Source organism: Spirillospora sp. CA-294931 (genome assembly GCF_050946795.1).
Taxonomy (GTDB): Bacteria; Actinomycetota; Actinomycetes; order Streptosporangiales; family Streptosporangiaceae; genus Spirillospora.
In genome coordinates, this window is the sequence record NZ_CP192006.1 from 5,106,429 (window position 1) to 5,133,213 (window position 26,785).

Genomic DNA, 26,785 nt, shown 5'->3' on the forward strand with positions numbered 1-26,785 from the left:
TCCCTTCTCCTTCAGGCGTCCGCGATGACGGCGAGGACGGCTCCCGCCTCGACCTGGTCGCCCGCCGCGACGTTCAGCTCGGCCACCGCGCCGCCCGCGGGCGCGGCGATGCGGTGCTCCATCTTCATGGCCTCCAGGACGACCAGGGTCTGCCCCTCGGTCACGGCCGCGCCGGGTTCGGCCTCGACGCGGACGACCGTCCCCGGCATCGGGGCCAGCAGCGTCCCGGGGGCGACCAGGTCGCTCGGGTCGGCGAACCGGGGCAGCGCGCGCAGCGCCACCGGGCCCAGGGCCGAGTCGACGAAGACCCGGTCACCGTGGACGGTGACGGTGAACGCGCGCACCACGCCCCCGACGTCGAAGGTGACGCCGTCCGGCGAGTGCGCCAGCAGCTCGACGCCCTGAACGTCCAGGCCGCCCCGGGTGAGCCGGTAGGCCGCCTCGACCGTCCCGCCGGGCCCCTCGTAGGACTTGCGCTGCGGCTGCGACGGCACGTTGCGCCACCCGGACGGGAACCCGCCCTGCACGGGCGCGGCGTCCCGGTTGGCGGCGGCGTCCGCCAGCGCCGCGGCCAGCGCCGACAGCCGCACGGCCTCCTCGTCGGCCAGCGGCGCGGACAGGACGTCCAGGCCCACCTCATCGAGGTAGCCGGTGCGGGTCTCGCCCGCCAGGAACGCGGGCTCGGCCATGATCCGGGCCAGCAGCTCGCGGTTGGTGGTCACGCCATGGACGCGCGCGCCGACCAGCGCAGCGCGCAGCCGCCGGGCCGCCGCCGCCCGGCTCGGGCCGAACGCGATCAGCTTGGCCAGCATCGGGTCGTAGTGGATCCCGACCTCGCCGCCGCTCTCCACCCCGCTGTCGAGCCGCAGGCCGTACCCGGCCGGGACGGCGAACTCGGCATCGACTCCCGGGACCTCGAAGCTGTACAGCACGCCGCTGCCCGGACGCCAGTCGGCCGAGGGGTCCTCGGCGTACAGGCGCACCTCGATCGCGTGGCCGCCCGGACGGGGCTGCTCCTCCGGCAGCGCCTCGCCCTCGGCGACCTCCAGCTGGAGACGCACCAGGTCGAGCCCGTAGACGCACTCGGTGACCGGGTGCTCGACCTGGAGGCGCGTGTTGACCTCCAGGAAGAAGAACCGGCCGTCGCCGTTCAGCATGAACTCGACCGTCCCGGCGCCCACATAGCCGATCGCACCGGCCGCGCTGATCGCCGCCTCGCACAGCTCCTCGCGCAGCCCGGGGTCGACCGCCGGGGACGGCGCCTCCTCGACGATCTTCTGGTGGCGGCGCTGGATCGAGCACTCCCGCTCGCCCAGCGCCCACACACGCCCGTGCCGGTCGGCGATCAGCTGCACCTCGATATGCCGCGCGTTCTCCAGCAGCGGCTCGCAGAACACCGCCGGATCGCCGAACGCCGACTCGGCCTCGCGCCGCGCGGCCGCCACGGCTTCGGGCAGGTCTGCCAGCGCACGCACCACCCGCATGCCGCGTCCGCCGCCACCCGCCGACGCCTTGACCAGCAGCGGCAGGTCGTCCTCGGTCACCGCGTCCGGGTCGAGCTCGGGCAGAACCGGCACCCCGGCCGCCGCCATGAGCTTCTTGGCCTCGATCTTGGAGCCCATCGCGGCGATCGCCTCGGGCGGCGGCCCCACCCAGGTCAGGCCCGCGTCCAGCACCGCCCGCGCGAACTCCGCGTTCTCCGACAGGAACCCGTACCCCGGGTGGACGGCGTCCGCCCCGGCCGCCCTGGCCGCCGCGATCACCAGGTCACCGCGCAGATAGGTGTCGGACGGCGCCTCACCCGGGAGCCGGACGGAGGCGTCCGCCTCCCGCACATGCGGGGCGCCCTCGTCGGCGTCGGAGAACACCGCGACCGTCCCGATCCCCAGGTCACGGCAGGTCCGGAAGACCCGCCGCGCGATCTCCCCCCGATTCGCCACCAGCAGCCGGCCGATCATGCCTTCACCTCACACACGGAACACTCCGAATCCCTCGGCGCCGCGCACCGGCGCGTTGTGCGCCACCGACAGGGCCAGCCCCAGCACCGTCCGCGTGTCACGCGGGTCGATCACACCGTCGTCGTAGAGCCGTCCGGACAGGAAGAACGGCAGCGACTCGGCCTCGATCTGCGTCTCGACCATCTCGCGCATCGCCCGGTCCTGCTCCTCGTCGTAGACCTGGCCGCGCGCCTCCGCCGCCTGCCTGGCCACAATCGACAGCACCCCCGCGAGCTGCTGCGGACCCATCACCGCCGACTTCGCGCTCGGCCACGCGAACAGGAAACGCGGGTCATACGCCCGTCCGCACATGCCGTAGTTCCCGGCCCCGTATGACGCCCCCATCACCAGCGTCAGATGCGGCACCTTGCTGTTGGCCACCGCGTTGATCATCAGCGCGCCGTGCTTGATGATCCCGGCCTGCTCGTACTCCTTGCCGACCATGTAGCCGGTGGTGTTGTGCAGGAACAGCAAGGGCGTGTCAGCCTGGTTCGCCAGCTGGATGAACTGCGCCGCCTTCTGCGCCTCCTCGCCGAACAGCACGCCCTGCGCGTTGGCCAGCACCCCGACCGGATACCCGTGCAGCCGCGCCCACCCGGTGACCAGGCTCGTCCCGTACAGCGGCTTGAACTCGTCGAACTCCGAACCGTCCACCACCCGCGCGATGACCTCGCGCGGATCGAACGGGACCTTCAGATCCTCCGGGACGATCCCCGCCAGCTCCTCGGCGTCGTACAGCGGTTCCCGCACCGGACCCGGCGCCGGACCCGCCTTGCGGTGGTTGAGCCGCTTGACGATCTGCCGTCCCAGCCGCAGCGCGTCGGGCTCGTCCACCGCCATGTAGTCGGCGAGGCCGGACGTCCGCGCGTGCATCTCCGCGCCGCCGAGCTCCTCGTCCCCGGCCTCCTCGCCGGTCGCCATCTTCACCAGCGGCGGCCCGCCCAGGAACACCTTCGCGCGTTCCTTGACCATCACCACGTGGTCGCACATCCCCGGGATGTACGCGCCACCGGCCGTCGAGTTGCCGAAGACCAGCGCGATCGTCGGAATCCCCGCCGCCGACAACCGGGTGAGATCCCGGAACATCCGCCCGCCCGGGATGAAGATCTCCTTCTGCGTCGGCAGGTCGGCGCCGCCCGACTCCACCAGATTGATCACCGGCAGCCGGTTCTCCAGCGCGATGTCGGACGCGCGGAAGCTCTTCTTCACCGTCCACGGGTTGCTCGACCCGCCCCGGACCGTCGGGTCGTTGGCCACGATCATGCACTCGACGCCCTCGACCACCCCGATCCCGGTGATCACGCTGGCCCCGACCTGGAAGTCGCTCCCCCACGCCGCCAGCGGGCTCAGCTCCAGAAAAGGCGAGTCGGGATCGAGCAGCATCTCGATCCGCTCCCGCGCGAGCAGCTTCCCCCGTTTGCGATGCCGGTCGACGTACTTCTCACCCCCGCCCATCAGCACCTTCGCGTGCTCCGCCTCAAGCTCGGCCACCTTGGCCAGCATTGACTCCCGCCGCTCCCGGTATTCGGGAGACCGCGTATCGAGCGTGCTCTTGAACGTCAAAGAACTTCCTCCGGAATATCGACCACACGAGACCGCAGCCACTCCCCCAAGGCCTTCCCCTGCGGATCGAACCGGGTCGAAGCCGAAACACCCTCCTGCAACAGCCCTTCGACCACGAAGTTCACCGCCCGCAGATTCGGCAGCTCATACCGAGCCACCGCGAACCCCCGAGTCTCAGGCAGAAGCCCCCACAAACGCTCCACGGTCAAGAACCCCCGAAGCCACCCCCACTGCGCCTCAGTCCGAGCCCAGACCCCGATATTCGCGTTCCCGCCCTTGTCCCCACTGCGAGCCCCGCACACCAACCCCAAGGGCCGCCCCGCGGAGTTATCCCCAGAACCAGATTCGAGTTCCCGCGCACCGCCCAACTCCCCAAAACTGGATCGCCGAGCCAGGGGCGGCAGAGCCCGAGTCGCAACCGGAGGAGCGAGATGAACGCGATCACCACTGGACAGAACGGCAACGTGCTCGACCTGCTCGTTAGGTACGAACGCCGGTGTGTAGACGCCATAAGGGCTGCCCTTCCCGGGCGGCGACGTCATGGTGAATCCCGGATATCCGGCCAGGGCGAGTTCGACGACCGCGCCGCTGAACGCCCGCCCGACCTTGTCGGCGTCCGGATCCAGCACGGCACAGCGCAGCAGGGCGGTGGCCTCCCCCTGCGTCCGCGGATCGGCCCGAGTGGTCCCGATCAGCGTCCACTCGACCTGGGCCGGACGCGCGTCGCCCCCAAGAGCCGCCTCCACCTGCGCCTTGGCAAGATCGGCCTTGGCCTCGATGTCGAGACCGGTGAGAACAAAGGTCATCTCATTGCGATGGCCGCCCAGGTGGTTAAGGCACACCTTGGTCTCCGGCGGCGGAGGCACACCCTGGACGCCGGAGATCCGCACCCGGTCATCGCCCTCGTCCCGCACCCGGACGGTGTCGAACAACGCCGTCACATCAGGGCCCGCATACGAAGGCCCAGCGATCTCATAAAGCAGCTGCGCCGTCACCGTCTCCCCGGTAACGGCACCCCCCGCACCCGAGTGCTTGGTGATCACACTCGATCCGTCCGCGTGGATCTCCGCCAGCGGAAAGCCGGGCGCCTTTACATTGTAGATTTCTTGAAAGAACGCGAAGTTGCCACCCGTCGCCTGCGCCCCGCACTCCAGCACATGCCCGGCGACCGTGGCCCCGGCCAGGGCGTCCCAGTCATCGCGCCCCCACCCAAAGTGCGCGGCCGCGGGCCCCACAACCAACGAAGCATCAGTAACCCGCCCAGTAACCACAACGTCGGCACCCCCCTTGAGGCACTCAACGATCCCCCAAGCCCCCAGATAGGCGTTCGCGGTCAGCGGCGCCCCATACCGCGAATCGTCCAGCCCCAGGTCCTTGGCCCTGGGCAGCAGATCGTCACCCTCGACATACGCGACGCCGACCTCGATACCAAGCCGCTCGGCCAACTCCCGCAGCCTGACCGCCAACCCCCGCGGATTAAGGCCGCCCGCATTGGTCACGATCTTCACACCACGCTCGACGGCCAGCCCCAGCGACTCCTCCATCTGCCGGACGAACGTCGTCGCGTACCCGGCGTCCGGGTCCTTGAGCCTGCCCCGCCCCAGGATCAGCATCGTCAGCTCGGCGAGATAATCACCGGTCAGGACGTCCAGCGGACCGCCCTCCAGCATCTCCCGCACCGCGCCGAAACGGTCGCCATAGAAACCCGAGGCGTTCCCGATGCGCAACGGTTCGCTCATGCCCAGCACCCTGCCAGGCTTCCCAGAAAAAATCAATCACGCTTGATTGTTTTCTGATAACTTAACCCCGTGACCACGCACGCCGTCCCCCGAGAACCCCAGCAGGACCGGAGCCGCGCCACCCGCCAGCGCCTCCTGGAGGCCGCCATCGACTGCCTGGCCTCGCTCGGCTGGGCCGGAACGACCGTCGCCGTCGTCGCCGAACGCGCGGGCGTCTCCCGAGGCGCCGCCCAGCACCACTTCCGCACCCGCGAAGAACTCGTCACCGCGGCCGTCGAATACGGCACCGAAGTCCGCACGGCCCAGATGCGAGAACGCCTCAACGCCCTCTCCGGCCGGCGCCTCCCCACCCTCGACGTCCTGACGACCCTCGCCGACTTCTACACCAGCGCCCTCTTCCGCGCCGCCCTCCAACTCTGGGTGGCCGCCAGCTCCGACGAGCAACTCCGCGCCCAAGTCCTCCCCCTGGAGGCCCGCGTAGGCCGCGAGGCCCACCGCCTAGCCCTCCAGGCCCTGGGCGCCGACGAGTCCATCCCCGGCGTCCGCGAAACCGTCCAAGCCACCCTCGACCTAGTCCGCGGCCTAGGCCTCGCCGACCTCCTCACCGACGACTCCGCCCGCCGCACCCGCCTCCTAACCCAATGGGCCCAAACCCTAGACCGAGTCCTAACCCCTCCACCCGCCTAACACCACCCCACCCCCTCCACCAACACCCGCCCCACCACACCCTCACCCCACCAACCTCTCGCCCCCTCACTCCCACCCCTCACCCCCGCCCCTCGCCCCATCACACCGCCCCATCACACCGCCCCGTCACTCCACCGCTCGCCACTCATCGCACCGCCGCCCCATCGGCCCGTCACACTGTCGACCTCTCGGCCCGCCACACTCTGCACCTCTCAGTCCCGAGCCCTCGCCTCCCTTCGACCCGCCCTGGGCACCCTCCGGCCCGCGCCCTCGTCGCCCTTCAGCCCGCCCTCGACACCCCGACCCGCACCCTCGTCCCCCCTCAGCCCGCCCTCGACACCCCCCGACCCGCACCCTCGATCCGTCAACCGGTCGGCCCGTCTCCCGCAGGGCTCGTCGCCGTCCCTTCCCCCTCGCCTGCTCTCATCGCTGCCCGGTCACGGACGCACGAACGGTACAGCGGCGCGGTGGCGGTACAGCGGCGCGGGGCGCGGGCGGTCAGAGTGCGGAGTGGTGGACTTGGGGGCGGTCCTTGTTGATGTTTTTGCGATGAGGCGATGGGGGTGGGTGGAGGGCTTGGCGGTCTGAGGAGACGGAGGGGCGGGTGCGGCTTGGCGTGCCACCGAGGGAAGCGCTCGGCTTTCTGTGGGGCGGGGACGTTGGGGGTTGGTGATCTCTTGGGCGTGGGTGGGGCGATGGGGCTGATCGTGGGGCTTTGGGGTTAGCGGGCTTTGGCTGGGTGGCCTAGTGGGTTGGGGGGTGTTGTGTTTGGGGGGTCCAGGGGCGGAGTTTTTCGGGGTTGCGGATGGCCCAGAGGTGTTTGATCTTGTTGTTGGTGATTTCGAAGGCGATCACTGTGTGGGTGATGCCCTCCTGCTGGGCGATCAGGCCGGGTTGGCCGTTGACGGTGCGTTCGAGGAGTGTGATTTCGAGGGCGTTGGTGACGGTGATGAGGCCGTGGGCGATCTCGGTGTTGCCGTGGATGGGGTGGAGTTGGGCGTTGACGAGGCCGCCGCCGTCGGAGATCGCGGTGGCGTCGGGGTCGAGGAGGCCGAGGAGTGCCTCGATGTCCTTGGCTTCCCATGCCAGTTTGAAGTCCCGGACGATGGTGGCCTGCCGGGCCGTCGGGGCCGCGGGGGCCTGGGTCTGGCGGATGCGGGCACGGGCCGAGGAGGCGAGCTGGCGGCAGGCCGCGGGGGTGCGGCCGACGATCTCGGCGACTTCGGCGAAGGGGTAGCGGAAGACGTCGTGGAGGATGAACGCGACACGTTCGGCCGGGGTCATCGATTCGAGGACGACGAGGAAGGCCATGTTGACCGACTCGTCCAGGGTGACTCTGTCGGCCGGGTCGGCGGTGGTGCCGCCCGATCGGCCGGTGATCCAGTCCGTGCCGTCCGGCACCGGCTCGGGGATCCACTCCCCCACGTAGCGTTCGCGCCGGACGCGTGCCGAGCCGAGCAGGTCGAGGCAGATGCGGCTGGCGACCTTCATCAGCCAGGCCCCGGGAGAGTCGATGGCGTCCTGCTGCTGTGGTGACATGGCGTACCAGCGGGCGTAGGTCTCCTGGACGACATCTTCGGCATCGGCGAGGGAGCCGAGGAGCCGGTATCCGAGATTGATCAGCTGACGCCGCTCACTCATGATCACGCTCAGGCCGTCCTCGGATGGGGTGCTCATGTGCGTCGACTTCTCCCTTGGTCGCGTCGTCCCTCACTAGTCAGACGAGGTACCGCGCCGGAATGTGAGGTCGTGGCGCCTGACGTTTCGAGAGGTTATGTCGTCGTAGTGCTGGGACGAGACGTCCCACCAACTCGATCGCTCACGACTTCGCAGGAGAAGCCTCATGAATATCGCTCTGTGGAGCATCGCTGGACTGCTGGCCACGGCCCTCCTGGTAGGGGGTGTCATCAAGGTGAGCCAGCCCAAGGAGAAGCTGGCCGCGTCCGGCATGGGGTTCGCCGAGGACTTCAGTGCGGGCGCGGTCAAGGCGATCGGCGTCGCCGAGCTGCTGGCGGCGGTCGGGTTGACGCTGCCCGCTTTGCTCGACGTCGCGCCGGTGGTGGTGCCCGTGGCCGCGGTTGGTGTGGTCCTGCTGATGGTCGGGGCGATGGTCGCCCACGGCCGCCGCCATGAGCCCCAGGCGCTGGTGGTGAACGTGATCTTCATCGTCCTGGCCGCCTTCGTGGCGTGGGGCCGCTTCGGGCCCGAGTCGTTCTCGGGCTGAGCGTGTCCGGCATGGGCGTTGACATTATGCAGGCATTTACCTGCATAATGGAGAGGTGAGCCTCGAAGCGAAGGCGATGGACGCGGTTTTCAAGGCGCTGGCCGACCCCACGCGGCGCCTCCTGCTCGACCGGCTGCGCGAGCACAACGGTCAGACGTTGAGTGAGCTGTGCGAGCGGCTGGACATGAAACGGCAGTCGGCGACCCAGCATCTCGACCTGCTGGAGCGGGCCAATCTGGTGACGACCGTGCGGCGTGGACGCGAACGCCTCCATTACCTCAACCCGACGCCGATCCACGAGATCCAGGAGCGCTGGATCGCGGGGTTCGAGAAGCCCCGTCTGCTAGCGATCAGCGCCATCAAGAACCAGGCAGAGGAGTACGCCATGAGCGGCGAAACCACGACGGTTCCGACCTACGTCTACGTGACCTATATCCGTGCCAGCGCGGAGCAGGTGTGGCAGGCCCTGACGGACGCCGACCTGACGGCTCGCTACTGGGGGCACGCCAACATCTCCGACTGGCAACCCGGTTCGAGCTGGGAGCACCGGCGCGCGGACGAATCGGGCGCCATCGACGCCGTCGGCCAGGTGCTCAAGGCCGAGCCGCCGACCCGCCTGGTCATCACCTTCGACGACGTCCCCGACCCCGAGGCGCCACGGGAGCCGTCAGTCGTCACGTTCCTCGTCGAGCCGCACCAGGACATCGTCCGCCTGACGGTGACCCACGAGAACCTCGCCAACCAGGAGATGCTCGGCGGGATCTCCAAGGGGTGGCCGGCCGTGCTGGCCAACCTCAAGTCCCTGCTGGAGACCGGCGACGTCCTCCCCCAGGCGCCCTGGGACATGTACGACGCACACGCCTGAGAAGGAGCAAGACATGCTGGACACCGCCCCACTTCGGGACGCCTATCGCGCATTCCTGGACGCCGCCGCCACCGTGGCCGACTCCGGTGATCCGGACCCCACCCCGCCGTCCGGCGAGTGGAATGCCGACCAGATCCTCGCGCACGTCGTCCTGGTCACCGCTGCCACGATCACGGCGGTGACCAATGCCGCCACGGGAGCGATCACGACCTACGACAACCGGCTGGCCCAGGACGGCTGGACGCTCGACCGCGTCACCGCCCTCGCCGGTGGCAACGAAGGACTCCGGGAACGCATCCGCTTGCAGGCGGACGCCCTGTGCACGCTGGGCGGGCCGATGCTCAGCGAAACCGAGCTCAACACACCGGTACCTGCCCTGCTCCTGTCCAACGGCAAGGCCCTGGTCGATCAGCCTGTGCCGCTGAGGGACCTCATCACGGGCCTCGCGGACATGGAGCTGCCCGGCCACACCAAGCAGCTCATGGATCTGCTGCCGGAGCGCGCCTGATCAGAAGCGCTCGCGAACGAATGCCCGATGATCAATGGGCTCGGGTGGATTCGCTTCCGCCCGTCCGCCGCCTCGACGGCAGCCCCTTACGTCACCTGGCCGCAGGCGCGAGCCGACGTGCGGTCGCGTCCATTGGACGGTGAAGGTCGGTTCCACGACCTACCCAGCTCGCAAGCACGCCCCCGAAGAGACGCCGGAGGCCGTGTTCAGAGATCACGGCGCGGCGTCCAGCCCATGACCCCACTCTCGCCGCGGTCGATGTCGGAGATGGGCTGAGTGCAAGGCACCATCTCCGCTTCGTCCCAGCCAGGAGCCGCCTGGTCACCGGGCCTGCTCCGATCACGTCCTCGGCAGGCCGGGGAGCCAGGCCACAAGCCGCTGACCGTCCGAGTCTCGGAAGGCCCGGGCGTCCTGCGACAGATGTGGGCGACTTCCCACTCGACCGAACTCGACCCAAAGCAACAAGCCCGGGAAACTCCCGGGCAGCGGCCTCCTGGACTACAAGGCCGTCATGCCATGAAGTGCGGGGTGAATCATCTCGGGCGCCGCCCAGCCGCCCACGGAGTCGTCCGCGCACGGAGATCGTCTCGTACCTCATGAGCCGGAGCGTGGTGGAGAAGACCACCTTCGGGAGCGCGTTCTAGAGACATTCAAGAGAGGCCGAGAGCGACGGCGGCAATATGGCCGCCTGCGAGGGTGCCCGAGTGGGCGGAGTCGGCGAGGGCGCGCAGGATCGTCTCCGGGGCACGGTCGGTTGTTGCGCGCAGGCCAGTGAGCCCGGCCCACAGGGTGAGTCCATCGCGCACCACTGCGTCGAGCCAGGGCTGGTCGACGCGGATGCCGTGGTCGTCCACCACGGTGAAGGGGCTGCCGGTATGTGCCCGGCAGGTGAGCGTCACGCGAACCTGGCCGGGCTGGTCACCCGGGACGAGCGTTGCCCGCCATGAGTTGACGTCGGGAGCAGCGTGCACAAGATCGCTGACCGAGAGGATCTGGAGTCCTTCACGCAACCAGGCTTGCAGATAGGCGTTGGAGTGGGTGCTCTCGTTGCGCAGGCCGGGCATGACCGGCTCCATGATCAATGCGGGACGCGGAGCGGCCTCGCCGACGAGAAGCAAGGGGATGAGGTGCTGGTCGCGAAAGTAGGTGGTGAGGCTGATCGGGCTGTCACGGTCTTCGACCGTCGATGGCGAGCACGCCGTGTGCGCCCAGATGATGTTGAGCAGCGGCCGATCCGGGGTCTCGACAACAGGGAAGCGGCGCACCAGGACGCTCGTCGGTTCCTGAGCTGCGTCGCCCGGACGATCGCAGATCACGCAGTCGTACTGTCCCGGCTCGGGCCCGTCCGTGAGTTCGGCAACCTTCTCCGGCCCGAGAACATCGGCGACCTCAACGCTGATCACGACCTGCCGGACAGACCCCGGCTCCCGCTCGTCGCTCATAAAGGCACCGTAACCCTGGACGTCCCACCATGACCGGCCCGGCGCCCTAGCCCCGCGCTGGCAGGACAACCGGCTCTCGGGCGACGCCGGCTCGATGCTCATCGTCGCCTCGAGGGCCGGACGCCTGGGCTTCGTCTCCTGGCGCAAGATCGTGACTGCACGGAGCGGTTCCTACTACTGGAACATCGGGCCCTGGAAATGAGAAAGGCCCCGCCGTGACGGCGGGGCCTTTCTGCAATACGAGTCCGGCGGTGTCCTACTCTCCCACACAGTCTCCCGTGCAGTACCATCGGCGCTGAAGGGCTTAACTTCCGGGTTCGGGATGGGACCGGGTGTTTCCCCCTCGCCAAAACCACCGAACGACCAACCCAACACCCACCACAAATAGTGGCGTGTTGGAAGCTTGTCGTCCAAGCAACTCGGGCTCAGACATTTAATTATCGGGTTCCCGTTTGTTTTCTGGGAACCACACAGGGACGCGAACACTCAGCAGAACTGCGATTGGTTTGAACGTTCAGTGTGTTCAAGCCACTCGGCCTATTAGTACCAGTCAACTCCACACCTCACGGCGCTTCCATTTCTGGCCTATCAACCCAATCGTCTCTTGGGGGCCTTACACCCACAAAGGGGTGGGAGAACTCATCTTGAGGAAGGCTTCCCGCTTAGATGCTTTCAGCGGTTATCCCGACCGAACGTAGCCAACCAGCCGTGCCCCTGGCGGGACAACTGGCACACCAGAGGTTCGTCCGTCCCGGTCCTCTCGTACTAGGGACAGACCCTCTCAATTCTCCTACGCGCGCAGCGGATAGGGACCGAACTGTCTCGCGACGTTCTAAACCCAGCTCGCGTGCCGCTTTAATGGGCGAACAGCCCAACCCTTGGGACCTACTCCAGCCCCAGGATGCGACGAGCCGACATCGAGGTGCCAAACCATCCCGTCGATATGGACTCTTGGGGAAGATCAGCCTGTTATCCCCGGGGTACCTTTTAGCCGTTGAGCGACACCGCTTCCACACGCCGGTGCCGGATCACTAGGCCCTGCTTTCGCACCTGCTCGACCTGTCGGTCTCACAGTCAAGCTCCCTTGTGCCCTTGCACTCGCCACCTGATTGCCAACCAGGCTGAGGGAACCTTTGGGCGCCTCCGTTACTCTTTGGGAGGCAACCGCCCCAGTTAAACTACCCACCAGGCACTGTCCCCCACCCGGATCCACGGGTGCGGGTTAGACGCTCAAAACGACCAGAGTGGTATTTCACCAACGACTCCACCCAAACTGGCGTCTGAGTTTCACAGTCTCCCACCTATCCTACACAAGACGCTCCAAACGCCAATGCCAAGCTATAGTGAAGGTCCCGGGGTCTTTCCGTCCTGCTGCGCGAAACGAGCATCTTTACTCGTACTGCAATTTCGCCGGGCCTGTGGTTGAGACAGCGGGGAAGTCGTTACGCCATTCGTGCAGGTCGGAACTTACCCGACAAGGAATTTCGCTACCTTAGGATGGTTATAGTTACCACCGCCGTTTACCGGCGCTTAGATTCTCAGCCTCGACCCTTACAGGTCTAACCGGTCCTCTTAACGTTCCGGCACCGGGCAGGCGTCAGTCCGTATACCGCGTCTTACGACTTCGCACGGACCTGTGTTTTTAGTAAACAGTCGCTTCCCCCTGGCCTCTGCGACCCCACCCAGCTCCCACCGCAAGGGTGCTCACCGGGCGTGGTCCCCCTTCTCCCAAAGTTACGGGGGCAATTTGCCGAGTTCCTTAACCACAGTTCACCCGATCGCCTTGGTATTCTCTACCTGACCACCTGAGTCGGTTTGGGGTACGGGCCGCCGGTACACTCACTAGAGGCTTTTCTCGGCAGCATGGGATCACTCACTTCACCTAAAACGGCTCGGCATCACCTCTCACCCTTAACAGTGTGCGGATTTACCTACACACCGGGCTACAGGCTTACCCCAGGACAACCATCGCCTGGGCTGAGCTACCCTCCTGCGTCACCCCATCGCTCACCTACTACCCCCTCGGGCCCCACGCTCCCCCCACCACAGGTCCGAAGACCCACAGCAGAGTTCGGGTGGTTAGCATCAGAGGGTTCAGCGTTGGCGCATACCAGCGGGTACGGGAATATCAACCCGTTGTCCATCGACTACGCCTGTCGGCCTCGCCTTAGGTCCCGACTTACCCTGGGCGGATTAGCCTGCCCCAGGAACCCTTGGTCATCCGGCGCACACGTTTCTCACGTGTGATTCGCTACTCATGCCTGCATTCTCACTCCCACAGCCTCCACCACTCGATCACTCGGCGGCTTCACCGGCTGCAGGACGCTCCCCTACCCACCCCAACAAGTTGGAGTGCCACGGCTTCGGCGGTGTGCTTGAGCCCCGCTACATTGTCGGCGCGGAATCACTTGACCAGTGAGCTATTACGCACTCTTTCAAGGATGGCTGCTTCTAAGCCAACCTCCTGGTTGTCACGGCAACTCCACATCCTTTACCACTTAGCACACGCTTAGGGGCCTTAGCCGATGATCTGGGCTGTTTCCCTCTCGACTACGAAGCTTATCCCCCGCAGTCTCACTGCCACGCTCTCACTTACCGGCATTCGGAGTTTGGCTGACGTCAGTAACCTTGTAGGGCCCATTAGCCATCCAGTAGCTCTACCTCCGGCAAGAAACACGCAACGCTGCACCTAAATGCATTTCGGGGAGAACCAGCTATCACGGAGTTTGATTGGCCTTTCACCCCTAACCACAGGTCATCCCCCAGGTTTTCAACCCTGGTGGGTTCGGGCCTCCACACCGTCTTACCGGCGCTTCACCCTGCCCATGGCTAGATCACCCCGCTTCGGGTCTACAGCATGCGACTAAAACGCCCTATTCAGACTCGCTTTCGCTACGGCTACCCGACACCGGTTAACCTCGCCACACACCATAACTCGCAGGCTCATTCTTCAAAAGGCACGCCATCACCAAACAAAAACACAAGTGTCCTTGTAGGAGGCTCTGACGGCTTGTAGGCACACGGTTTCAGGTACTATTTCACGACCCCTCACCGGGGCACTTTTCACCTTTCCCTCACGGTACTGGTCCGCTATCGGTCATCAGGAAGTATTCAGCCTTACCACGTGGTCGTGGCAGATTCACACGGGATTTCACGGGCCCCGTGCTACTCGGGAACACACCAGAAAGGCAACGCAATTTCGTCTACCGGACTCTCACCGTCTACGGTCGGCCATCCCAAGCCGTTCAACTATCACGTCACTTTATAACTTCCTGCCAGACTGGTAGATCTAGCCAGGTGGTCCCACAACCCCGCACACGCAACCCCTACCAGGTATCACACGCGCACGGTTTAGGCTCCTCCGCTTTCGCTCACCACTACTCACGGAATCACAATTGTTTTCTCTTCCTGCGGGTACTGAGATGTTTCACTTCCCCGCGTTCCCACCAACCGCCCTATACATTCAGACGGCGGCGACACCCCATGACGAGTGCCAGGTTTCCCCATTCGGAAATCCCCGGATCAAAGTCTGGTTGCCGACTCCCCGAGGCATATCGCAGGCTCCCACGTCCTTCATCGGCTCCTGATGCCAAGGCATCCACCGTATGCCCTTAAAAACTTGAACACACAAAACGATCAAACAAATCGCAGAGAGACCACCACCACACCTCCCCCAAAAGAAGAGGAAGACAAAGCGGCGATCTATCAGAGATGCTCGCGTCCACTGTGTAGTTCTCAAAAAACAAGCAGGCCCACCAAACCCAACACCAACCAAGGCGCCGGAATCTGGTCCCGCGATCCAGAAGAAACAACCCAGCCCCAACCCACCACCCACAAGGGTGATGATCTGGGGCTGAAGGGTCCGTTTCCTCAGGACCCAACAGCGTGTCCACCAAACCAGTCCGCCCGGGCTCGCCGTTCCCCACCCCGCAAGGGGGCGGTACTAGCCGAGCCGCACGAGACAGCTTGGTGAGTAGCCAGTGCTCCACATCTATGAGCAGTCATCTGACGAACGTTCGCCGTCAACGATGACCACCGACCCTCACAACCCCTCGCGGGGTTCGTGATGGCCAGTTGGTGCTCCTTAGAAAGGAGGTGATCCAGCCGCACCTTCCGGTACGGCTACCTTGTTACGACTTCGTCCCAATCGCCGGCCCCACCTTCGACCGCTCCCCCCACAAGTGGTTGGGCCACGGGCTTCGGGTGTTGCCGACTTTCGTGACGTGACGGGCGGTGTGTACAAGGCCCGGGAACGTATTCACCGCAGCGTTGCTGATCTGCGATTACTAGCGACTCCGACTTCATGGGGTCGAGTTGCAGACCCCAATCCGAACTGAGACCGGCTTTAAGGGATTCGCTCCACCTTACGGTATCGCAGCCCTCTGTACCGGCCATTGTAGCATGTTTGCAGCCCAAGACATAAGGGGCATGATGACTTGACGTCATCCCCACCTTCCTCCGAGTTGACCCCGGCGGTCTCCCATGAGTCCCCACCATAACGTGCTGGCAACATGGAACGAGGGTTGCGCTCGTTGCGGGACTTAACCCAACATCTCACGACACGAGCTGACGACAGCCATGCACCACCTGTCACCGGCCCAAAAAGGACCCACCATCTCTGATGGTTTTCCGGCGATGTCAAGCCTTGGTAAGGTTCTTCGCGTTGCGTCGAATTAAGCAACATGCTCCGCCGCTTGTGCGGGCCCCCGTCAATTCCTTTGAGTTTTAGCCTTGCGGCCGTACTCCCCAGGCGGGGCGCTTAATGCGTTAGCTACGGCGCGGAATCCGTGGAAGAACCCCACACCTAGCGCCCAACGTTTACGGCGTGGACTACCAGGGTATCTAATCCTGTTCGCTCCCCACGCTTTCGCTCCTCAGCGTCAGTACAGGCCCAGAGCACCGCCTTCGCCACCGGTGTTCCTCCCGATATCTGCGCATTTCACCGCTACACCGGGAATTCCATGCTCCCCTACCTGCCTCTAGTCTGCCCGTATCCACCGCAGACCCACAGTTAAGCCGTGGGCTTTCACGACGGACGCAACAAACCGCCTACGAGCTCTTTACGCCCAATAATTCCGGACAACGCTTGCGCCCTACGTATTACCGCGGCTGCTGGCACGTAGTTAGCCGGCGCTTCTTCTGCAGGTACCGTCACGTTAGCTTCGTCCCTGCTGAAAGAGGTTTACAACCCGAAGGCCGTCATCCCCCACGCGGCGTCGCTGCGTCAGGCTTCCGCCCATTGCGCAATATTCCCCACTGCTGCCTCCCGTAGGAGTCTGGGCCGTGTCTCAGTCCCAGTGTGACCGGTCGCCCTCTCAGGCCGGTTACCCGTCGTCGCCTTGGTAGGCCATCACCCCACCAACAAGCTGATAGGCCGCGAGCCCATCCCCAACCGAAAAACTTTCCACCACCAAACCATGCGATCAGTGGTTATATCCGGTATTAGACCCAGTTTCCCAGGCTTATCCCAGAGTCAGGGGCAGGTTGCTCACGTGTTACTCACCCGTTCGCCGCTCGAGTACCCCCGAAGGGGCCTTTCCGCTCGACTTGCATGTGTTAAGCACGCCGCCAGCGTTCGTCCTGAGCCAGGATCAAACTCTCCATTAAGGTCCAAACGACGGAAATCCCAGGGGCGAACCCGGAACCCGCCAAACCCTATGAGTGAAACATCCTGACAATACAAACCCCTCCAACAGAGGGGCTGCTTGCCTCAAAGAAATCCCCACCACCATCCCTCGCAACGAGAAACAGTGGCCACGGGGCGACCAAGACCCTCACAAAGAAGGCCCTGGCCTATAAAGGCACTGGCTTTTAACACGCTGTTGAGTTCTCAAGAAACGGACACCCACCGCGCCACACCCACTTGCGTGAGGCTGGCTCCGGGGCAACCCTTCAAGCTTACCCGATTCGACCGCTTTGTCAACTTACGACCGTTTCGGGCGGTTCCATAGGCCATCGGCGCGAGCGAGGCTCGCGCTGGAGGTCTCAGGAGGTTCCCCTGGGCCGGCTGCCTTTCGGCGTCCCGCTCCCTTGGGGCAGGTAGAACATTAGGTCGGCCCCCGACCGGCGTCAAATCGGCGATCCTGGGTATGGAATCCCAGTTCAGGCCCGGTTTTCAGGGCCTTGAAGCGTCTTCAGGGCCCCTCCTCGTGATCGCACTGTGACGTGGATCTACCGAAGCTTTCCCCTGACATGAGCGACGCCCGTCCGAAAGGTCCGGACGGGCGCCGCACATCGACCGAGGTCAGGCCCGCAAAGGCCGCGCGAGCGGGGACGTTCAGCCGCGCGCGACCTCGACTCCGCCGATGTTGCGCTTGCCGCGGCGGAGCACCAAAAAGCGGCCGTGGAGCAGGTCGTCCGGGGACGGGACCGCGTCCTCCGACTCCACCTTGGCGTTGTTCACGTACGCGCCGCCCTGGGCGATCGCGCGCCGCGCCTCGGACTTGCTCTTGCACAGGCCGGACGAGGCGAGCAGATCGGCCACCGACGGCAGGGGCTCCCCCGCCGCCAGCTCGGCGCGCGGGACCTCCGCGAGGGCGGCGCGCAGGGTCCGCTCGTCCAGCTCGCGCAGTTCGCCCTGCCCGAACAGCGCGCGGGACGCGGCGATGGCGCTCGCGCACTCGTCGGCTCCATGGACCAGCGTGGTGACCTCCTCGGCCAGCGCGCGCTGCGGGATGCGGGCGGCGGGACGTTCGGCGCCCTGCTTCACCAGGTCCTCGATCTCCTCCCGGGAGCGGAAGCTGAAGACCTTGAGGTACTTCTCCACGTCGCGGTCGTCGGCGTTGAACCAGAACTGGTAGAAGGCGTACGGCGAGGTCAGTTCGGGGTCGAGCCAGTAGGTCTCGCCTCCGGCGGTCTTGCCGAACTTGGTGCCGTCGGCCTTGGTGAGCAGCGGCGTGGTCAGGGCGTGCGCCGTGCCGCTCTCGACGCGGCGGATCAGCTCGACACCGGCGGTGAGGTTGCCCCACTGGTCGCTGCCGCCGGTCTGCAACCGGCACCCGTACCTGCGGAAGAGCTCCAGGAAGTCCATCGACTGGAGCAGGACGTAGCTGAACTCGGTGTAGCTCATGCCGGTGGTGTCCAGGCGGCTCTTGACCGTCTCGCGGGCCAGCATCCGGTTCACCGGGAAGTGCTTGCCGACGTCGCGCAGGAACTCGATCGCCGACATCGGGCCGGTCCAGTCGAGGTTGCTGACCATGAACGCGCCGTTGGGGCCGTCGTGGAACTCCAGCAGCCTGGACACCTGGCCGTGGATGCGCTCCACCCAGGCCGCGACGGTTTCCTCGGAGTTGAGGCCGCGTTCGGCGCTCTTGCCGCTGGGGTCGCCGATGAGGCCGGTGGCGCCGCCGACCAGTCCGATCGGCTTGTGCCCGGCGAGCTGGAAGCGGCGCAGGACGAGGATCTGGAGCAGGTTGCCCAGGTGCAGCGACGGGGCCGTGGGGTCGAAGCCGCAATAGAGCGTGACCGGTCCCTCGGCGAGCAACGCCCGCAGATCTCCCAGGTCCGTGGACTGGGCGATCAGATCGCGCCATGCGAGATCGTCGATGATGTCGGTCACGTGCTTTCCTCGTCTCGGCTTGCCTGGGACGTCCACCAGGGTGCCCGATGGACCTTCGATCACGTTAACGCTTTTCAGCGGCCCGCCGCCGCGCCCGGACGGCGGCGCGGCACGTGGGCGCGATACGGGGAGACGGTGGGGTCGCCGTCGATCCAGAATCGCCAGGGAGTCTCCTTGGCCCCGTTCACCCCGGTTCTCGGGCCGGAGAGGATCGAGGACGGGTCGGCCTGTTCCCCTTCCAGGACGCGCAGCGGGGAGCCGTCGTCGCAGACGTCCAGCCCGTACTGGCCGCGGGCGATGCCCAGGGCCTGGCAGAGCCGGGCCGGGCCGCGCGCCAGGTCGCGGACGGACGAGCGCGGCCTGCGCGCCCGCGCGAGCTCCTCGCCCTCGATGACCTCGCCCGCCCGCAGCAGCACCGCCGAGGCCGTGCCGTCCGGGCCGCAGACCAGGTTCATGCAGAAGTGCATGCCGTAGGTGAAGTACACGTACGAGTGGCCGGGCGGGCCGAACATGACCGCGTTGCGTTCCGTCCGGCCCCGATAGGCGTGGGACGCGGGGTCGAGCGGCCCCGCGTACGCCTCCACCTCGGTGATCCGCAGCGCCACGGGGCCGTCCTGGCTCTCGTGGACCAGGACGTGCCCGAGCAGCGCCGGCGCGACCGCTTCGACCAGACGGTCGAAGAACCCTCGCGACAGCGTCGTCCCGCCCATGGTCCCCCCGTGCTCGTCGCCTGTGGCCCGTCGATCGCACATCGTACGACCACCCCGGCGTCCGTCACACAGACGGCGCCCGTGCCTGGGCCCGTCATCGACGGCGCCCGCGGCGAACGGCCGAGCACGGCGTCCAGCCAGGGCTCCCCGGCGCCCCTCATACGGGGCTCGGGTCAGGCGTCGCCGTTGCGGGCCCAGGTGGCGTGGTCGTTGGTCTGGGATCTCAGGGACTCGATCTGTTCGGCCACGCGCTCGGGGGCCGTGCCCCCGTATGCCTTGCGGGACGCCAGCGCGCCCTGGACGTTGAGGACCTCGCGGACGTCCGGGGTCAGGTGCGGGGAGACCTTGGCCAGCTCGTCGTCGGTGAGGTCGTCGAAGTCCTTGTCGTTGACCTGGCACCAGACGACGAGGTGGCCGACGACCTCGTGGGCGTCGCGGAAGGCGACGCCGCGGCGGACCAGGAGCTCGGCCAGGTCGGTGGCCAGGGCGAAGCCGTCGGGGGCCGAGGCCTCCAGGCGTTCGGTGTTGATGCGCATGGTGGCGATCAGGCCGGACATGGCCGGCAGGACGAGCAGGAGGGTCTCGACGGCGTCGAAGGCGCCCTCCTTGTCCTCCTGGAGGTCGCGGTTGTAGGTGAGCGGCAGGCCCTTGAGGGTGGTCAGGAGGCCGACGAGGTGGCCGATGAGGCGGCCGGCCTTGCCGCGGGCCAGCTCGGCGACGTCGGGGTTCTTCTTCTGGGGCATGATCGACGAACCCGTGGCGTAGGTGTCGTCCATCTCGATCCAGCGGAACTCCTGGGACGCCCACAGGCACACCTCCTCGCCCAGGCGGGAGAGGTGGACGCCGATCATGGCGGCGGCGAAGAGGAACTCGGCGACGAAGTCGCGGTCGGCGACGGCGTCCATGGAGTTGGGCGCGGCGGAGTCGAAGCCGAGCTCGGCGGCGGTGGCCTGGGGGTCCAGGGGCAGGGACGAGCCCGCCAGGGCGCCGGAGCCCAGCGGGGAGACGGCCGCGCGCTTGTCCCAGTCGCGCAGGCGGGAGACGTCGCGCACCAGGGGCTGGACGTGGGCCAGGAGCTGGTGCGAGAACAGCACCGGCTGGGCGTGCTGGAGGTGGGTCATGCCGGGGGCGGCCACGCCGAGGTTGTGCTCGGCCTGGGCGATCAGGGCGGTCTCCAGCTCGACCAGGCGCGAGACGATCTGGCGGACGTGGTCGCGCAGGTAGAGGCGCAGGTCGGTGGCGACCTGGTCGTTGCGCGAGCGGCCCGCGCGCAGCTTGCCGCCGAGGGCGCCCAGGCGCTCCAGCAGGCCGCGTTCCAGGGCCGTGTGGACGTCCTCGTCGGCGACGGCGGGGCGGAACTCGCCCGACCGGCACGCCTCCTCCAGGTCGTCGAGGGCACCGAGCATGCGGTCGAGCTCGTCGCCGGTGAGCAGCCCCGCCCGGTTGAGGACGCGGGCGTGCGCGCGCGAGCCCATCAGGTCGTAGGGGGCCAGGCGCCAGTCGAACTGGACGCTCACCGAGAGCCGCGCGAGCGCGTCCGACGGGCCGCCCTCGAAACGGCCGCCCCACAGACGGGTCGGTGCCTTGGTCACGAAGTGCCTCTTCTTCTCGTCAGGTTCGGCGGACGTGTCGTTACGTCGCCAGATCGTAACTGTAGAGGTCCTAGCCTCGTCGCTCGCGGCCGTTGGTCAGGCGCAGCAGCGCCTGCGCGACGTCCTCGCCGCCCATGGGGTCGCGGGAGATGACCAGGATGGAGTCGTCGCCGGCGACGGTGCCCAGGATGGTGGGCCATTCGGCGTGGTCGATGGCCGAGGCGAGGAACTGGGCGGCGCCGGGCGGGGTCCGGACGATGACCAGGTTGGCGGATGCCTCGGCCGAGACCAGAAGCTCGGCGGCCAGGCGGGAGAGCCGTCCGGCGAAGGTCTCGGTGGCGCCGGTGCGCACGCGCCTGATGCGGTCGCCGCCCTCGCCGGGGACGGCGTAGATCGAGCTGCCGTCGTCGGCGCGCAGCCGGACGGCGCCGATCTCCACCAGGTCGCGCGAGAGCGTGGCCTGGGTGACCTCGACGCCCTCGTCGGCCAGGAGCCGGGCCAGCTCGCCCTGCGAGTGGACGGCGTGGCGGGTGAGCAGCTCGACGACCTTCGCCAGGCGGGCGGCCTTGGTCACCGGTGTGGTCATGCGGTTTTCTCCAGGAGCCAGGTCAGCAGGGCCTTCTGGGCGTGGAGGCGGTTCTCGGCCTCGTCCCAGACGACGCTCTGGGGGCCGTCCAGGACGGCAGCGGCGACCTCCTTGCCACGGTAGGCGGGCAGACAGTGCAGGACGACCGCGTCGGGCGCGGCGAGGGCGAGCAGCGCCTCGTCGACAGAGTACGGCTCGTAGAGCGCGATGTCCTTGCCCTCCTGGCCCATCGACACCCAGGTGTCGGTGGCCAGGACGTCGGCGCCGGACGCGGCCCCCTCGGGGTCGGCGGTGACGGTGACCGATCCGCCGGTGGCGGCGGCGATCTCGGCCGCGCGCTCGACGATCGCGGGGTGCGGCGGGAGGGTGGCGGGCGCGGCGACGCGCACGTGCATCCCGGCGGTGGCGCCGCCGAGCAGGTAGGAGTGGGCCATGTTGTTGGCGCCGTCGCCGAAGTAGGCGAGGGTCAGGCCCGCCAGGCGGCCGCGGGCCTCCCGGACGGCCTGGAGGTCGGCCAGCACCTGGCAGGGGTGGAACTCGTCGGTGAGGGCGTTGACGACCGGGACGGTCGTGCCCGCGGCCATCTCCTCGATGCGTTCCTGGCCGGAGGTCCGCCAGACGATCGCGCTCACCTGCCGTTCGAGCACCCGGGCGGTGTCGGCGATGCTCTCGCCGCGGCCGAGCTGGCTGGTGCCGGCGTCCAGGACCAGGGCGTGGCCGCCGAGTTCGGCGATGCCGACGGCGAAGGAGATCCGCGTCCGGGTGGAGGGCTTGTCGAACATGACCGCGACCGAGCGGGGGCCCTCCAGGGGCCGCGCGGCGAACCGGTCGCGCTTGAGCGCGTCGGCGAGGTCGAGCACCTCGGCCTGTTCGGCGGGGGTGAGGTCGTCGTCGCGCAGGAAGTGCCGGACCATGGCTCAGGGTTCCTTCCGCGCGGCCGTGTCGAGGATCGCGGGCAGGGCCTCGACGAACGAGCGCGCCTGCTCGGGGGTGAGGACGAGCGGCGGGGCGATCCGGATCGCGTCCGGCTGGACGGCGTTGACCAGGAACCCGGCCTCGCGGGCGGCGGCCTCGACGGCGGCGGCGGCCGGGCCGGTCAGCGCGAGGGCGAGCCAGAGGCCTCGGCCGCGCACGCCCGCCAGGAGCGGGTGGTCGATGGCGGCGATGCCTTCGGCGAGTGTCTCGCCCACCCGGGTGGCGTTGCCGAGCAGGTCGTCCCGTTCGATGGTGTTCAGGACGGTGAGCGCGGCGGTGGCGGCGATCGGGTTCCCGCCGAACGTGCTGCCGTGGTCGCCCTTGGCGAACAGCTCGCCGTAGGGGCCGAACCCGATGCACGCGCCGATCGGGAGGCCGCCTCCCAGGCCCTTGGCCAGGGTGAGGATGTCGGGCCGCGCGTTGTCGTGCTGGTGGGCGAACCACACGCCGGTGCGTCCGATGGCCGACTGGATCTCGTCGGCGACGAACAGGGCGCCGGTGGTGTCGCAGATCTCGCGGACGGCCGTGAAGTATCCGGCCGGGGGCGGGACGACCCCGGCCTCGCCCTGTGTCGGCTCCAGGAAGACGGCCGCGCAGTCGTGGGTGACCGCCGCGCGCAGCGCCTCGGCGTCGCCGTAGGGGACGAACCGGACCTCCATGCCGAACGGGCCGAAGGGCTCGCGGATGGCGTGCTTGCCCGTCAGCGACAGCGCGCCCATCGAGCGGCCGTGGAAGCCGTTCTCGGCGGCCACGAGGTAGCCGCGGCCCTCGGCCCCGGCGTACTTGATCGCGAGCTTGAGCGCGCACTCGTTGGCCTCGGTGCCGCTGTTGGTCAGGAAGACCCGGCCCTGGCCGCCGAGCAGCGCGCGCAGCCGCTCGGCCAGCAGCACCTCGGGCTCGTTGACGAACAGGTTGGAGGTGTGGGCCAGGCCCATGACCTGGTCGGCGACGGCCTTGACGAGGTCGGGGTGGGCGTGGCCGAGCGAGCTGACCGCGATGCCGGCGATCAGGTCGAGGTAGGGCGTGCCGTCGGCGTCCCAGACGCGGGCGCCCTCGCCCCTGGCCAGTGCCAGGGCGGGGACGCCGTAGTTGGGCATGAACGCGGCCTCGTACCGCGCCCTCAGGTCCGCGACGCTCATGACGCGCTCTCCTCGGCAGGTCCGGCGGGGGTGGGGAGGATCATCGTGCCGATGCCCTCGTCGGTGAAGATCTCCAGCAGCAGGGAATGCGGGAGGCGTCCGTCCAGGACGTGCGCCCTCGGGACGCCGCCGCGCACCGCCGCCAGGCAGGCCTCCATCTTCGGGATCATCCCGGCCGACAGGTCGGGCAGCATGGCGGCCAGCTCGTCGGCGGTCAGGCTGCCGATCACCTCGTCGCTGGCGGGCCAGTCGGCGTACAGGCCCTCGACGTCGGTGAGCACGACCAGCTTGGAGGCGTCCAGCGCGACCGCGAGCGCGGCGGCGGCGGTGTCGGCGTTGACGTTGAAGACCTCGCCGTCGTCGCCGCGCGCGACGCTGGAGACGACCGGGACGCGGCCGTCGTCCAGCAGGGCCCGCACGGCCCCGACCTGGACCTCGACGATCTCGCCGACCTGGCCGATGTCGACGGGCTCGCCGTCGACCATCGCGCGCTTGCGCTCGGCGGTGAACAGGTGGGCGTCCTCGCCGGACATGCCGACCGCGAAGGCGCCGTGCCGGTTGATGAGCCCGACGACCTCGCGCTGGACCTGGCCGGTCAGCACCATCCGCACCACGTCCATGGCCTCGGGGGTGGTGACGCGGAGCCCGGCGGTGAAGGTGGACTCGATGCCGTGCCGGTCGAGCGCCGCGTTGATCTGCGGGCCGCCGCCGTGGACGATGACCGGCCGCAGCCCGGCGTAGCGCAGGAACACCACGTCCTCGGCGAAGGAGTGCCGCAGCGCCTCGTCGGTCATCGCGTGGCCGCCGTACTTGATCACGACGGTGCGGCCGTGGAAACGTTCCAACCACGGCAGCGCCTTGACCAGGACCTCGGCCTTGTCCATCGCCTGCGCCCTGCTCATGTGGAGTACGCCGAGTTCTCGTGGACGTACTCGGCCGTGAGGTCGGTGGTCCAGACGGTGGCGCTGTGCGGGCCCGCCGACAGGTCGACGGTGATCGTCACGTCGCGGGGGCGCAGGTCGACCTTGTCGCGGTCGTCGCCGGAGGAGCCGTTGCGGCACACCCACACGCCGTTGATGGCGACGTTGAGGCTGCCGGGCTCGAACACGGCGTCGGTGGTGCCGACGGCCGACAGGACCCGGCCCCAGTTGGGGTCCTCGCCGTGCAGGGCGCACTTGAGCAGGTTGTTGCGGGCGATGGAGCGCCCGACGGTGACGGCGTCGTCCTCGCTCGCGGCGCCGACGACCTCGACCGTGATGGCCTTGGACGCGCCCTCGGCGTCCACCAGGAGCTGGCGGGTCAGGTCGGCGGCGACCTCGGTGAGCAGCGCGGTGAACTCCCGCTCGCCGGGAACGGTGCCGGTCGCTCCCGACGCCATCAGCAGGACGGTGTCGTTGGTGGACATGCAGCCGTCGGCGTCCAGCCGGTCGAGGGTGACCGAGGTGGCCGCGCGCAGCGCCCGGTCCAGGACCTCGGCGGGCAGGTCGGCGTCGGTGGTGATGACGCAGAGCATCGTGGCCAGCGAGGGCGCCAGCATCCCCGCGCCCTTGGCCATGCCGCCGATCATGTAGCCGTCGCCCGGCCGGAAGGCGATCTTGGCGACGGTGTCGGTGGTGCGGATGGCGTCGGCGGAGGCCAGGCCGCCGTCGCCGCGCGACAGCTCGGCGGCGGCCGCCTCGATGCCGGGCAGCAGGCGGTCCATCGGGAGCCGCTCGCCGATCAGGCCGGTGGAGCAGACGATGATCTCGGCCGCCGAGTCGCCGAGGACCTCGGCGGTCTTCTCGGCGGTGGCGTGGGTGTCCTGGAAGCCGTCGGGGCCGGTGCAGGCGTTGGCCCCGCCGGAGTTCAGCACCGTGGCGCGCACGCGCCCGCCCCTGATGACCTGCTCGGACCAGACGACGGGGGCGGCCTTGACGCGGTTGCGCGTGAAGACCGCCGCCGCCGCCCGGGACGGGCCGTCGTTGACGACCAGGGCCACGTCGCGGGCGCCGCTGTCTTTGAGCCCGGCGACGACGCCGGCGGCGCGGAAACCCTGGGGGGCGGTGACGCTCAAGGGGACACTCCGATCGTGGTGAGCCCGAGTTCTTCGGGCAGGCCGAGTGCGAGGTTGGCGCTCTGGATCGCTCCCCCGGCCGTGCCCTTGGCGAGGTTGTCGATGGCGGCGACCGCCACCAGCCGTCCGGCGGCCTCGTCGTGGGCGACCTGGACGAGCGCGGTGTTGGCGCCGAACGTCATGGAGGTGGCGGGCCAGCGGCCCTCGGGCAGCAGCCCGGCGAACGGCTCGCCGTCGTAGGCGAGGGTGTAGGCGTCGCGCAGCGTCCGCCCGGTGACGCCGGGACGGACCTTGGCGGTGCAGGTGGCCAGGATGCCCCGGCTCATCGGGGCCAGCGTCGGGGTGAAGGAGACCGTGACCGGCTCCCCCGCGACCGCGGTGAGGTTCTGGATCATCTCGGGCGTGTGGCGGTGGACGCCGCCCACCCCGTATGCGGAGACCGAGCCCATCACCTCGCTGCCGAGCAGGTGCGGCTTGGCGGCCCGGCCCGCGCCCGAGGTGCCGGACGCGGCCACCACGACGACGTCGGGTTCGACCAGCCCGCCCGCGAACGCGGGGAACAGCGCCAGCGTGACGGCGGTCGGGTAGCAGCCGGGGACGGCGATCCGGCGGGTCTCGCGGAGCCGCTCGCGGGCGCCGGGAAGCTCGGGCAGGCCGTAGGGCCAGGTTCCGGCGTGCGGCGAGCCGTAGAAGCGCTCCCAGTCGGCGGGGTCGGCCAGCCGGAAGTCGGCGCCGCAGTCGACGACCAGCACGTCCTCGCCCAACCGTTCGGCGAGGGGCCCGGACTGCCCGTGCGGCAGGGCCAGGAACACCACGTCGTGGCCCGCGAGGGTCTCGGGGGTCGTCTCGGCCAGGACGCGCCCGGCCAGCGATCGCAGGTGCGGCTGGTGCTCGCCGAGCTCGCTGCCCGCGTTGGAGCCCGCCGTCAGCGTCCCGATCTCGAACTCCGGGTGGCCGGCGAGGATGCGCAGCACCTCACCGCCCGCGTACCCGCTGGCGCCGGCGACCGCCGCCCTGATTCCCATGTCCCACAGCCCTTCCGAGGCAACAGGGAAGAGTATGCATGACGATGGAAAAATATTCAACGAGAGGGTGTCGCCAAGTCCACCCCCGACCGGGTGTCCAGGCCCCTGGGGAAGCGCGAAAC

At 68.1% G+C, this 26,785-nt stretch carries 18 protein-coding genes and 3 rRNA genes; 4 read left to right on the forward strand and 17 right to left on the reverse strand.

Features of this window, described 5'->3' with window-relative positions:
• Positions 1–11 precede the first annotated feature (11 nt).
• The 3 genes from ACQPY4_RS22995 to ACQPY4_RS23005 are packed head-to-tail and all read right to left on the reverse strand — an operon-like array spanning position 12 to position 5,299.
• Positions 12–1,958: an acetyl/propionyl/methylcrotonyl-CoA carboxylase subunit alpha gene (locus ACQPY4_RS22995; RefSeq protein ID WP_433323857.1), complete on the reverse strand. Its 1,947-nt coding sequence runs from the start codon at positions 1,956–1,958 to the stop codon at positions 12–14.
• Positions 1,959–1,967: 9 nt separating this feature from the next.
• Positions 1,968–3,500, reverse strand: coding sequence for an acyl-CoA carboxylase subunit beta (locus tag ACQPY4_RS23000; protein WP_433338982.1), 1,533 nt, complete (start codon positions 3,498–3,500; stop codon positions 1,968–1,970).
• Positions 3,501–3,556: 56 nt separating this feature from the next.
• Complete coding sequence (locus tag ACQPY4_RS23005; protein WP_433323859.1) at positions 3,557–5,299, reverse strand: acyclic terpene utilization AtuA family protein; 1,743 nt, start codon at positions 5,297–5,299, stop codon at positions 3,557–3,559.
• 69 nt (positions 5,300–5,368) lie between these two features.
• Between ACQPY4_RS23005 and ACQPY4_RS23010 the strand changes: the two genes are divergently transcribed.
• Entirely contained in the window at positions 5,369–5,986 is a 618-nt protein-coding gene (locus tag ACQPY4_RS23010; RefSeq protein ID WP_433323861.1) for a TetR/AcrR family transcriptional regulator, read from the forward strand.
• A gap of 744 nt (positions 5,987–6,730) precedes the next feature.
• Here the strand turns inward: ACQPY4_RS23010 and sigJ are convergent.
• Entirely contained in the window at positions 6,731–7,663 is a 933-nt protein-coding gene (sigJ, locus tag ACQPY4_RS23015) for an RNA polymerase sigma factor SigJ (RefSeq protein ID WP_433323863.1), read from the reverse strand.
• Positions 7,664–7,829: 166 nt separating this feature from the next.
• Between sigJ and ACQPY4_RS23020 the strand changes: the two genes are divergently transcribed.
• From ACQPY4_RS23020 to ACQPY4_RS23030, 3 genes are read left to right on the forward strand one after another with little or no spacing between them, the layout of a single operon-like run.
• Positions 7,830–8,210: a DoxX family protein gene (locus tag ACQPY4_RS23020; RefSeq protein ID WP_433323865.1), complete on the forward strand. Its 381-nt coding sequence runs from the start codon at positions 7,830–7,832 to the stop codon at positions 8,208–8,210.
• A gap of 55 nt (positions 8,211–8,265) precedes the next feature.
• Positions 8,266–9,075, forward strand: coding sequence for an ArsR/SmtB family transcription factor (locus tag ACQPY4_RS23025; protein ID WP_433323867.1), 810 nt, complete (start codon positions 8,266–8,268; stop codon positions 9,073–9,075).
• Positions 9,076–9,088: 13 nt separating this feature from the next.
• Positions 9,089–9,583 carry a hypothetical protein gene (locus tag ACQPY4_RS23030; protein WP_433323869.1) on the forward strand — a complete coding sequence of 165 codons (495 nt, stop codon included), beginning with the start codon at positions 9,089–9,091 and terminating at the stop codon, positions 9,581–9,583.
• 650 nt (positions 9,584–10,233) lie between these two features.
• Here the strand turns inward: ACQPY4_RS23030 and ACQPY4_RS23035 are convergent.
• The 13 genes from ACQPY4_RS23035 to argC all read right to left on the reverse strand — a co-directional run bounded on the left by ACQPY4_RS23035 (position 10,234) and on the right by argC (position 26,663).
• The gene (locus tag ACQPY4_RS23035; protein ID WP_433323871.1) at positions 10,234–11,025 is read right to left on the reverse strand and encodes a hypothetical protein; all 792 of its coding nucleotides are present in this window, start codon (positions 11,023–11,025) and stop codon (positions 10,234–10,236) included.
• A gap of 243 nt (positions 11,026–11,268) precedes the next feature.
• Positions 11,269–11,385 (reverse strand): 5S ribosomal RNA (gene rrf, locus ACQPY4_RS23040).
• 159 nt (positions 11,386–11,544) lie between these two features.
• Positions 11,545–14,650 (reverse strand): 23S ribosomal RNA (locus tag ACQPY4_RS23045).
• 463 nt (positions 14,651–15,113) lie between these two features.
• A 16S ribosomal RNA gene (locus ACQPY4_RS23050) occupies positions 15,114–16,632 on the reverse strand.
• Together the 16S, 23S and 5S rRNA genes form the textbook arrangement of a ribosomal RNA operon.
• A 670-nt stretch (positions 16,633–17,302) precedes the next feature.
• On the reverse strand, positions 17,303–18,583 hold the full coding sequence (gene tyrS, locus ACQPY4_RS23055; RefSeq protein ID WP_433323873.1) for a tyrosine--tRNA ligase: 1,281 nt from the start codon (positions 18,581–18,583) through the stop codon (positions 17,303–17,305).
• 74 nt (positions 18,584–18,657) lie between these two features.
• Complete coding sequence (locus tag ACQPY4_RS23060) at positions 18,658–19,293, reverse strand: DNA-3-methyladenine glycosylase (protein WP_433323875.1); 636 nt, start codon at positions 19,291–19,293, stop codon at positions 18,658–18,660.
• Between the two features lie 173 nt (positions 19,294–19,466).
• Positions 19,467–20,885, reverse strand: a complete 1,419-nt coding sequence (gene argH, locus ACQPY4_RS23065; protein WP_433323877.1) for an argininosuccinate lyase — start codon at positions 20,883–20,885, stop codon at positions 19,467–19,469.
• Between the two features lie 70 nt (positions 20,886–20,955).
• Positions 20,956–21,471 (reverse strand): arginine repressor, encoded by a 516-nt coding sequence (locus tag ACQPY4_RS23070; protein ID WP_433323879.1) that lies wholly within the window; start codon positions 21,469–21,471, stop codon positions 20,956–20,958.
• Positions 21,468–22,385, reverse strand: a complete 918-nt coding sequence (gene argF, locus ACQPY4_RS23075) for an ornithine carbamoyltransferase (protein WP_433323881.1) — start codon at positions 22,383–22,385, stop codon at positions 21,468–21,470. Before argF ends, ACQPY4_RS23070 begins: the two co-directional genes overlap by 4 nt.
• Positions 22,386–22,388: 3 nt before the next feature.
• A complete protein-coding gene (locus tag ACQPY4_RS23080) occupies positions 22,389–23,585 on the reverse strand; it encodes an acetylornithine transaminase (protein WP_433323883.1) in 1,197 nt (398 codons plus the stop codon).
• The gene (gene argB / locus ACQPY4_RS23085) at positions 23,582–24,487 is read right to left on the reverse strand and encodes an acetylglutamate kinase (protein ID WP_433323885.1); all 906 of its coding nucleotides are present in this window, start codon (positions 24,485–24,487) and stop codon (positions 23,582–23,584) included. The genes ACQPY4_RS23080 and argB overlap by 4 nt, the downstream gene beginning before the upstream one ends.
• Entirely contained in the window at positions 24,484–25,638 is a 1,155-nt protein-coding gene (gene argJ, locus ACQPY4_RS23090) for a bifunctional glutamate N-acetyltransferase/amino-acid acetyltransferase ArgJ (RefSeq protein WP_433323887.1), read from the reverse strand. Before argJ ends, argB begins: the two co-directional genes overlap by 4 nt.
• Positions 25,635–26,663 carry an N-acetyl-gamma-glutamyl-phosphate reductase gene (gene argC, locus ACQPY4_RS23095; protein WP_433323889.1) on the reverse strand — a complete coding sequence of 343 codons (1,029 nt, stop codon included), beginning with the start codon at positions 26,661–26,663 and terminating at the stop codon, positions 25,635–25,637. The genes argJ and argC overlap by 4 nt, the downstream gene beginning before the upstream one ends.
• Positions 26,664–26,785: the final 122 nt, after the last annotated feature.

What these genes read in the sequence shown, in the direction of transcription:
- ACQPY4_RS22995 (WP_433323857.1), bottom strand. Translation starts at nt 1,958, where the DNA reads ATGATCGGCCGGCTGCTGGTGGCGAATCGGGGGGAGATCGCGCGGCGG.
- ACQPY4_RS23000 (WP_433338982.1), bottom strand. Translation starts at nt 3,500, where the DNA reads ATGCTGGCCAAGGTGGCCGAGCTTGAGGCGGAGCACGCGAAGGTGCTG.
- ACQPY4_RS23005 (WP_433323859.1), bottom strand. Translation starts at nt 5,299, where the DNA reads ATGAGCGAACCGTTGCGCATCGGGAACGCCTCGGGTTTCTATGGCGAC.
- sigJ (WP_433323863.1), bottom strand. Translation starts at nt 7,663, where the DNA reads ATGAGCACCCCATCCGAGGACGGCCTGAGCGTGATCATGAGTGAGCGG.
- ACQPY4_RS23020 (WP_433323865.1), top strand. Translation starts at nt 7,830, where the DNA reads ATGAATATCGCTCTGTGGAGCATCGCTGGACTGCTGGCCACGGCCCTC.
- ACQPY4_RS23030 (WP_433323869.1), top strand. Translation starts at nt 9,089, where the DNA reads ATGCTGGACACCGCCCCACTTCGGGACGCCTATCGCGCATTCCTGGAC.
- ACQPY4_RS23035 (WP_433323871.1), bottom strand. Translation starts at nt 11,025, where the DNA reads ATGAGCGACGAGCGGGAGCCGGGGTCTGTCCGGCAGGTCGTGATCAGC.
- ACQPY4_RS23060 (WP_433323875.1), bottom strand. Translation starts at nt 19,293, where the DNA reads ATGGGCGGGACGACGCTGTCGCGAGGGTTCTTCGACCGTCTGGTCGAA.
- ACQPY4_RS23070 (WP_433323879.1), bottom strand. Translation starts at nt 21,471, where the DNA reads ATGACCACACCGGTGACCAAGGCCGCCCGCCTGGCGAAGGTCGTCGAG.
- argF (WP_433323881.1), bottom strand. Translation starts at nt 22,385, where the DNA reads ATGGTCCGGCACTTCCTGCGCGACGACGACCTCACCCCCGCCGAACAG.
- ACQPY4_RS23080 (WP_433323883.1), bottom strand. Translation starts at nt 23,585, where the DNA reads ATGAGCGTCGCGGACCTGAGGGCGCGGTACGAGGCCGCGTTCATGCCC.
- argB (WP_433323885.1), bottom strand. Translation starts at nt 24,487, where the DNA reads ATGAGCAGGGCGCAGGCGATGGACAAGGCCGAGGTCCTGGTCAAGGCG.
- argC (WP_433323889.1), bottom strand. Translation starts at nt 26,663, where the DNA reads ATGGGAATCAGGGCGGCGGTCGCCGGCGCCAGCGGGTACGCGGGCGGT.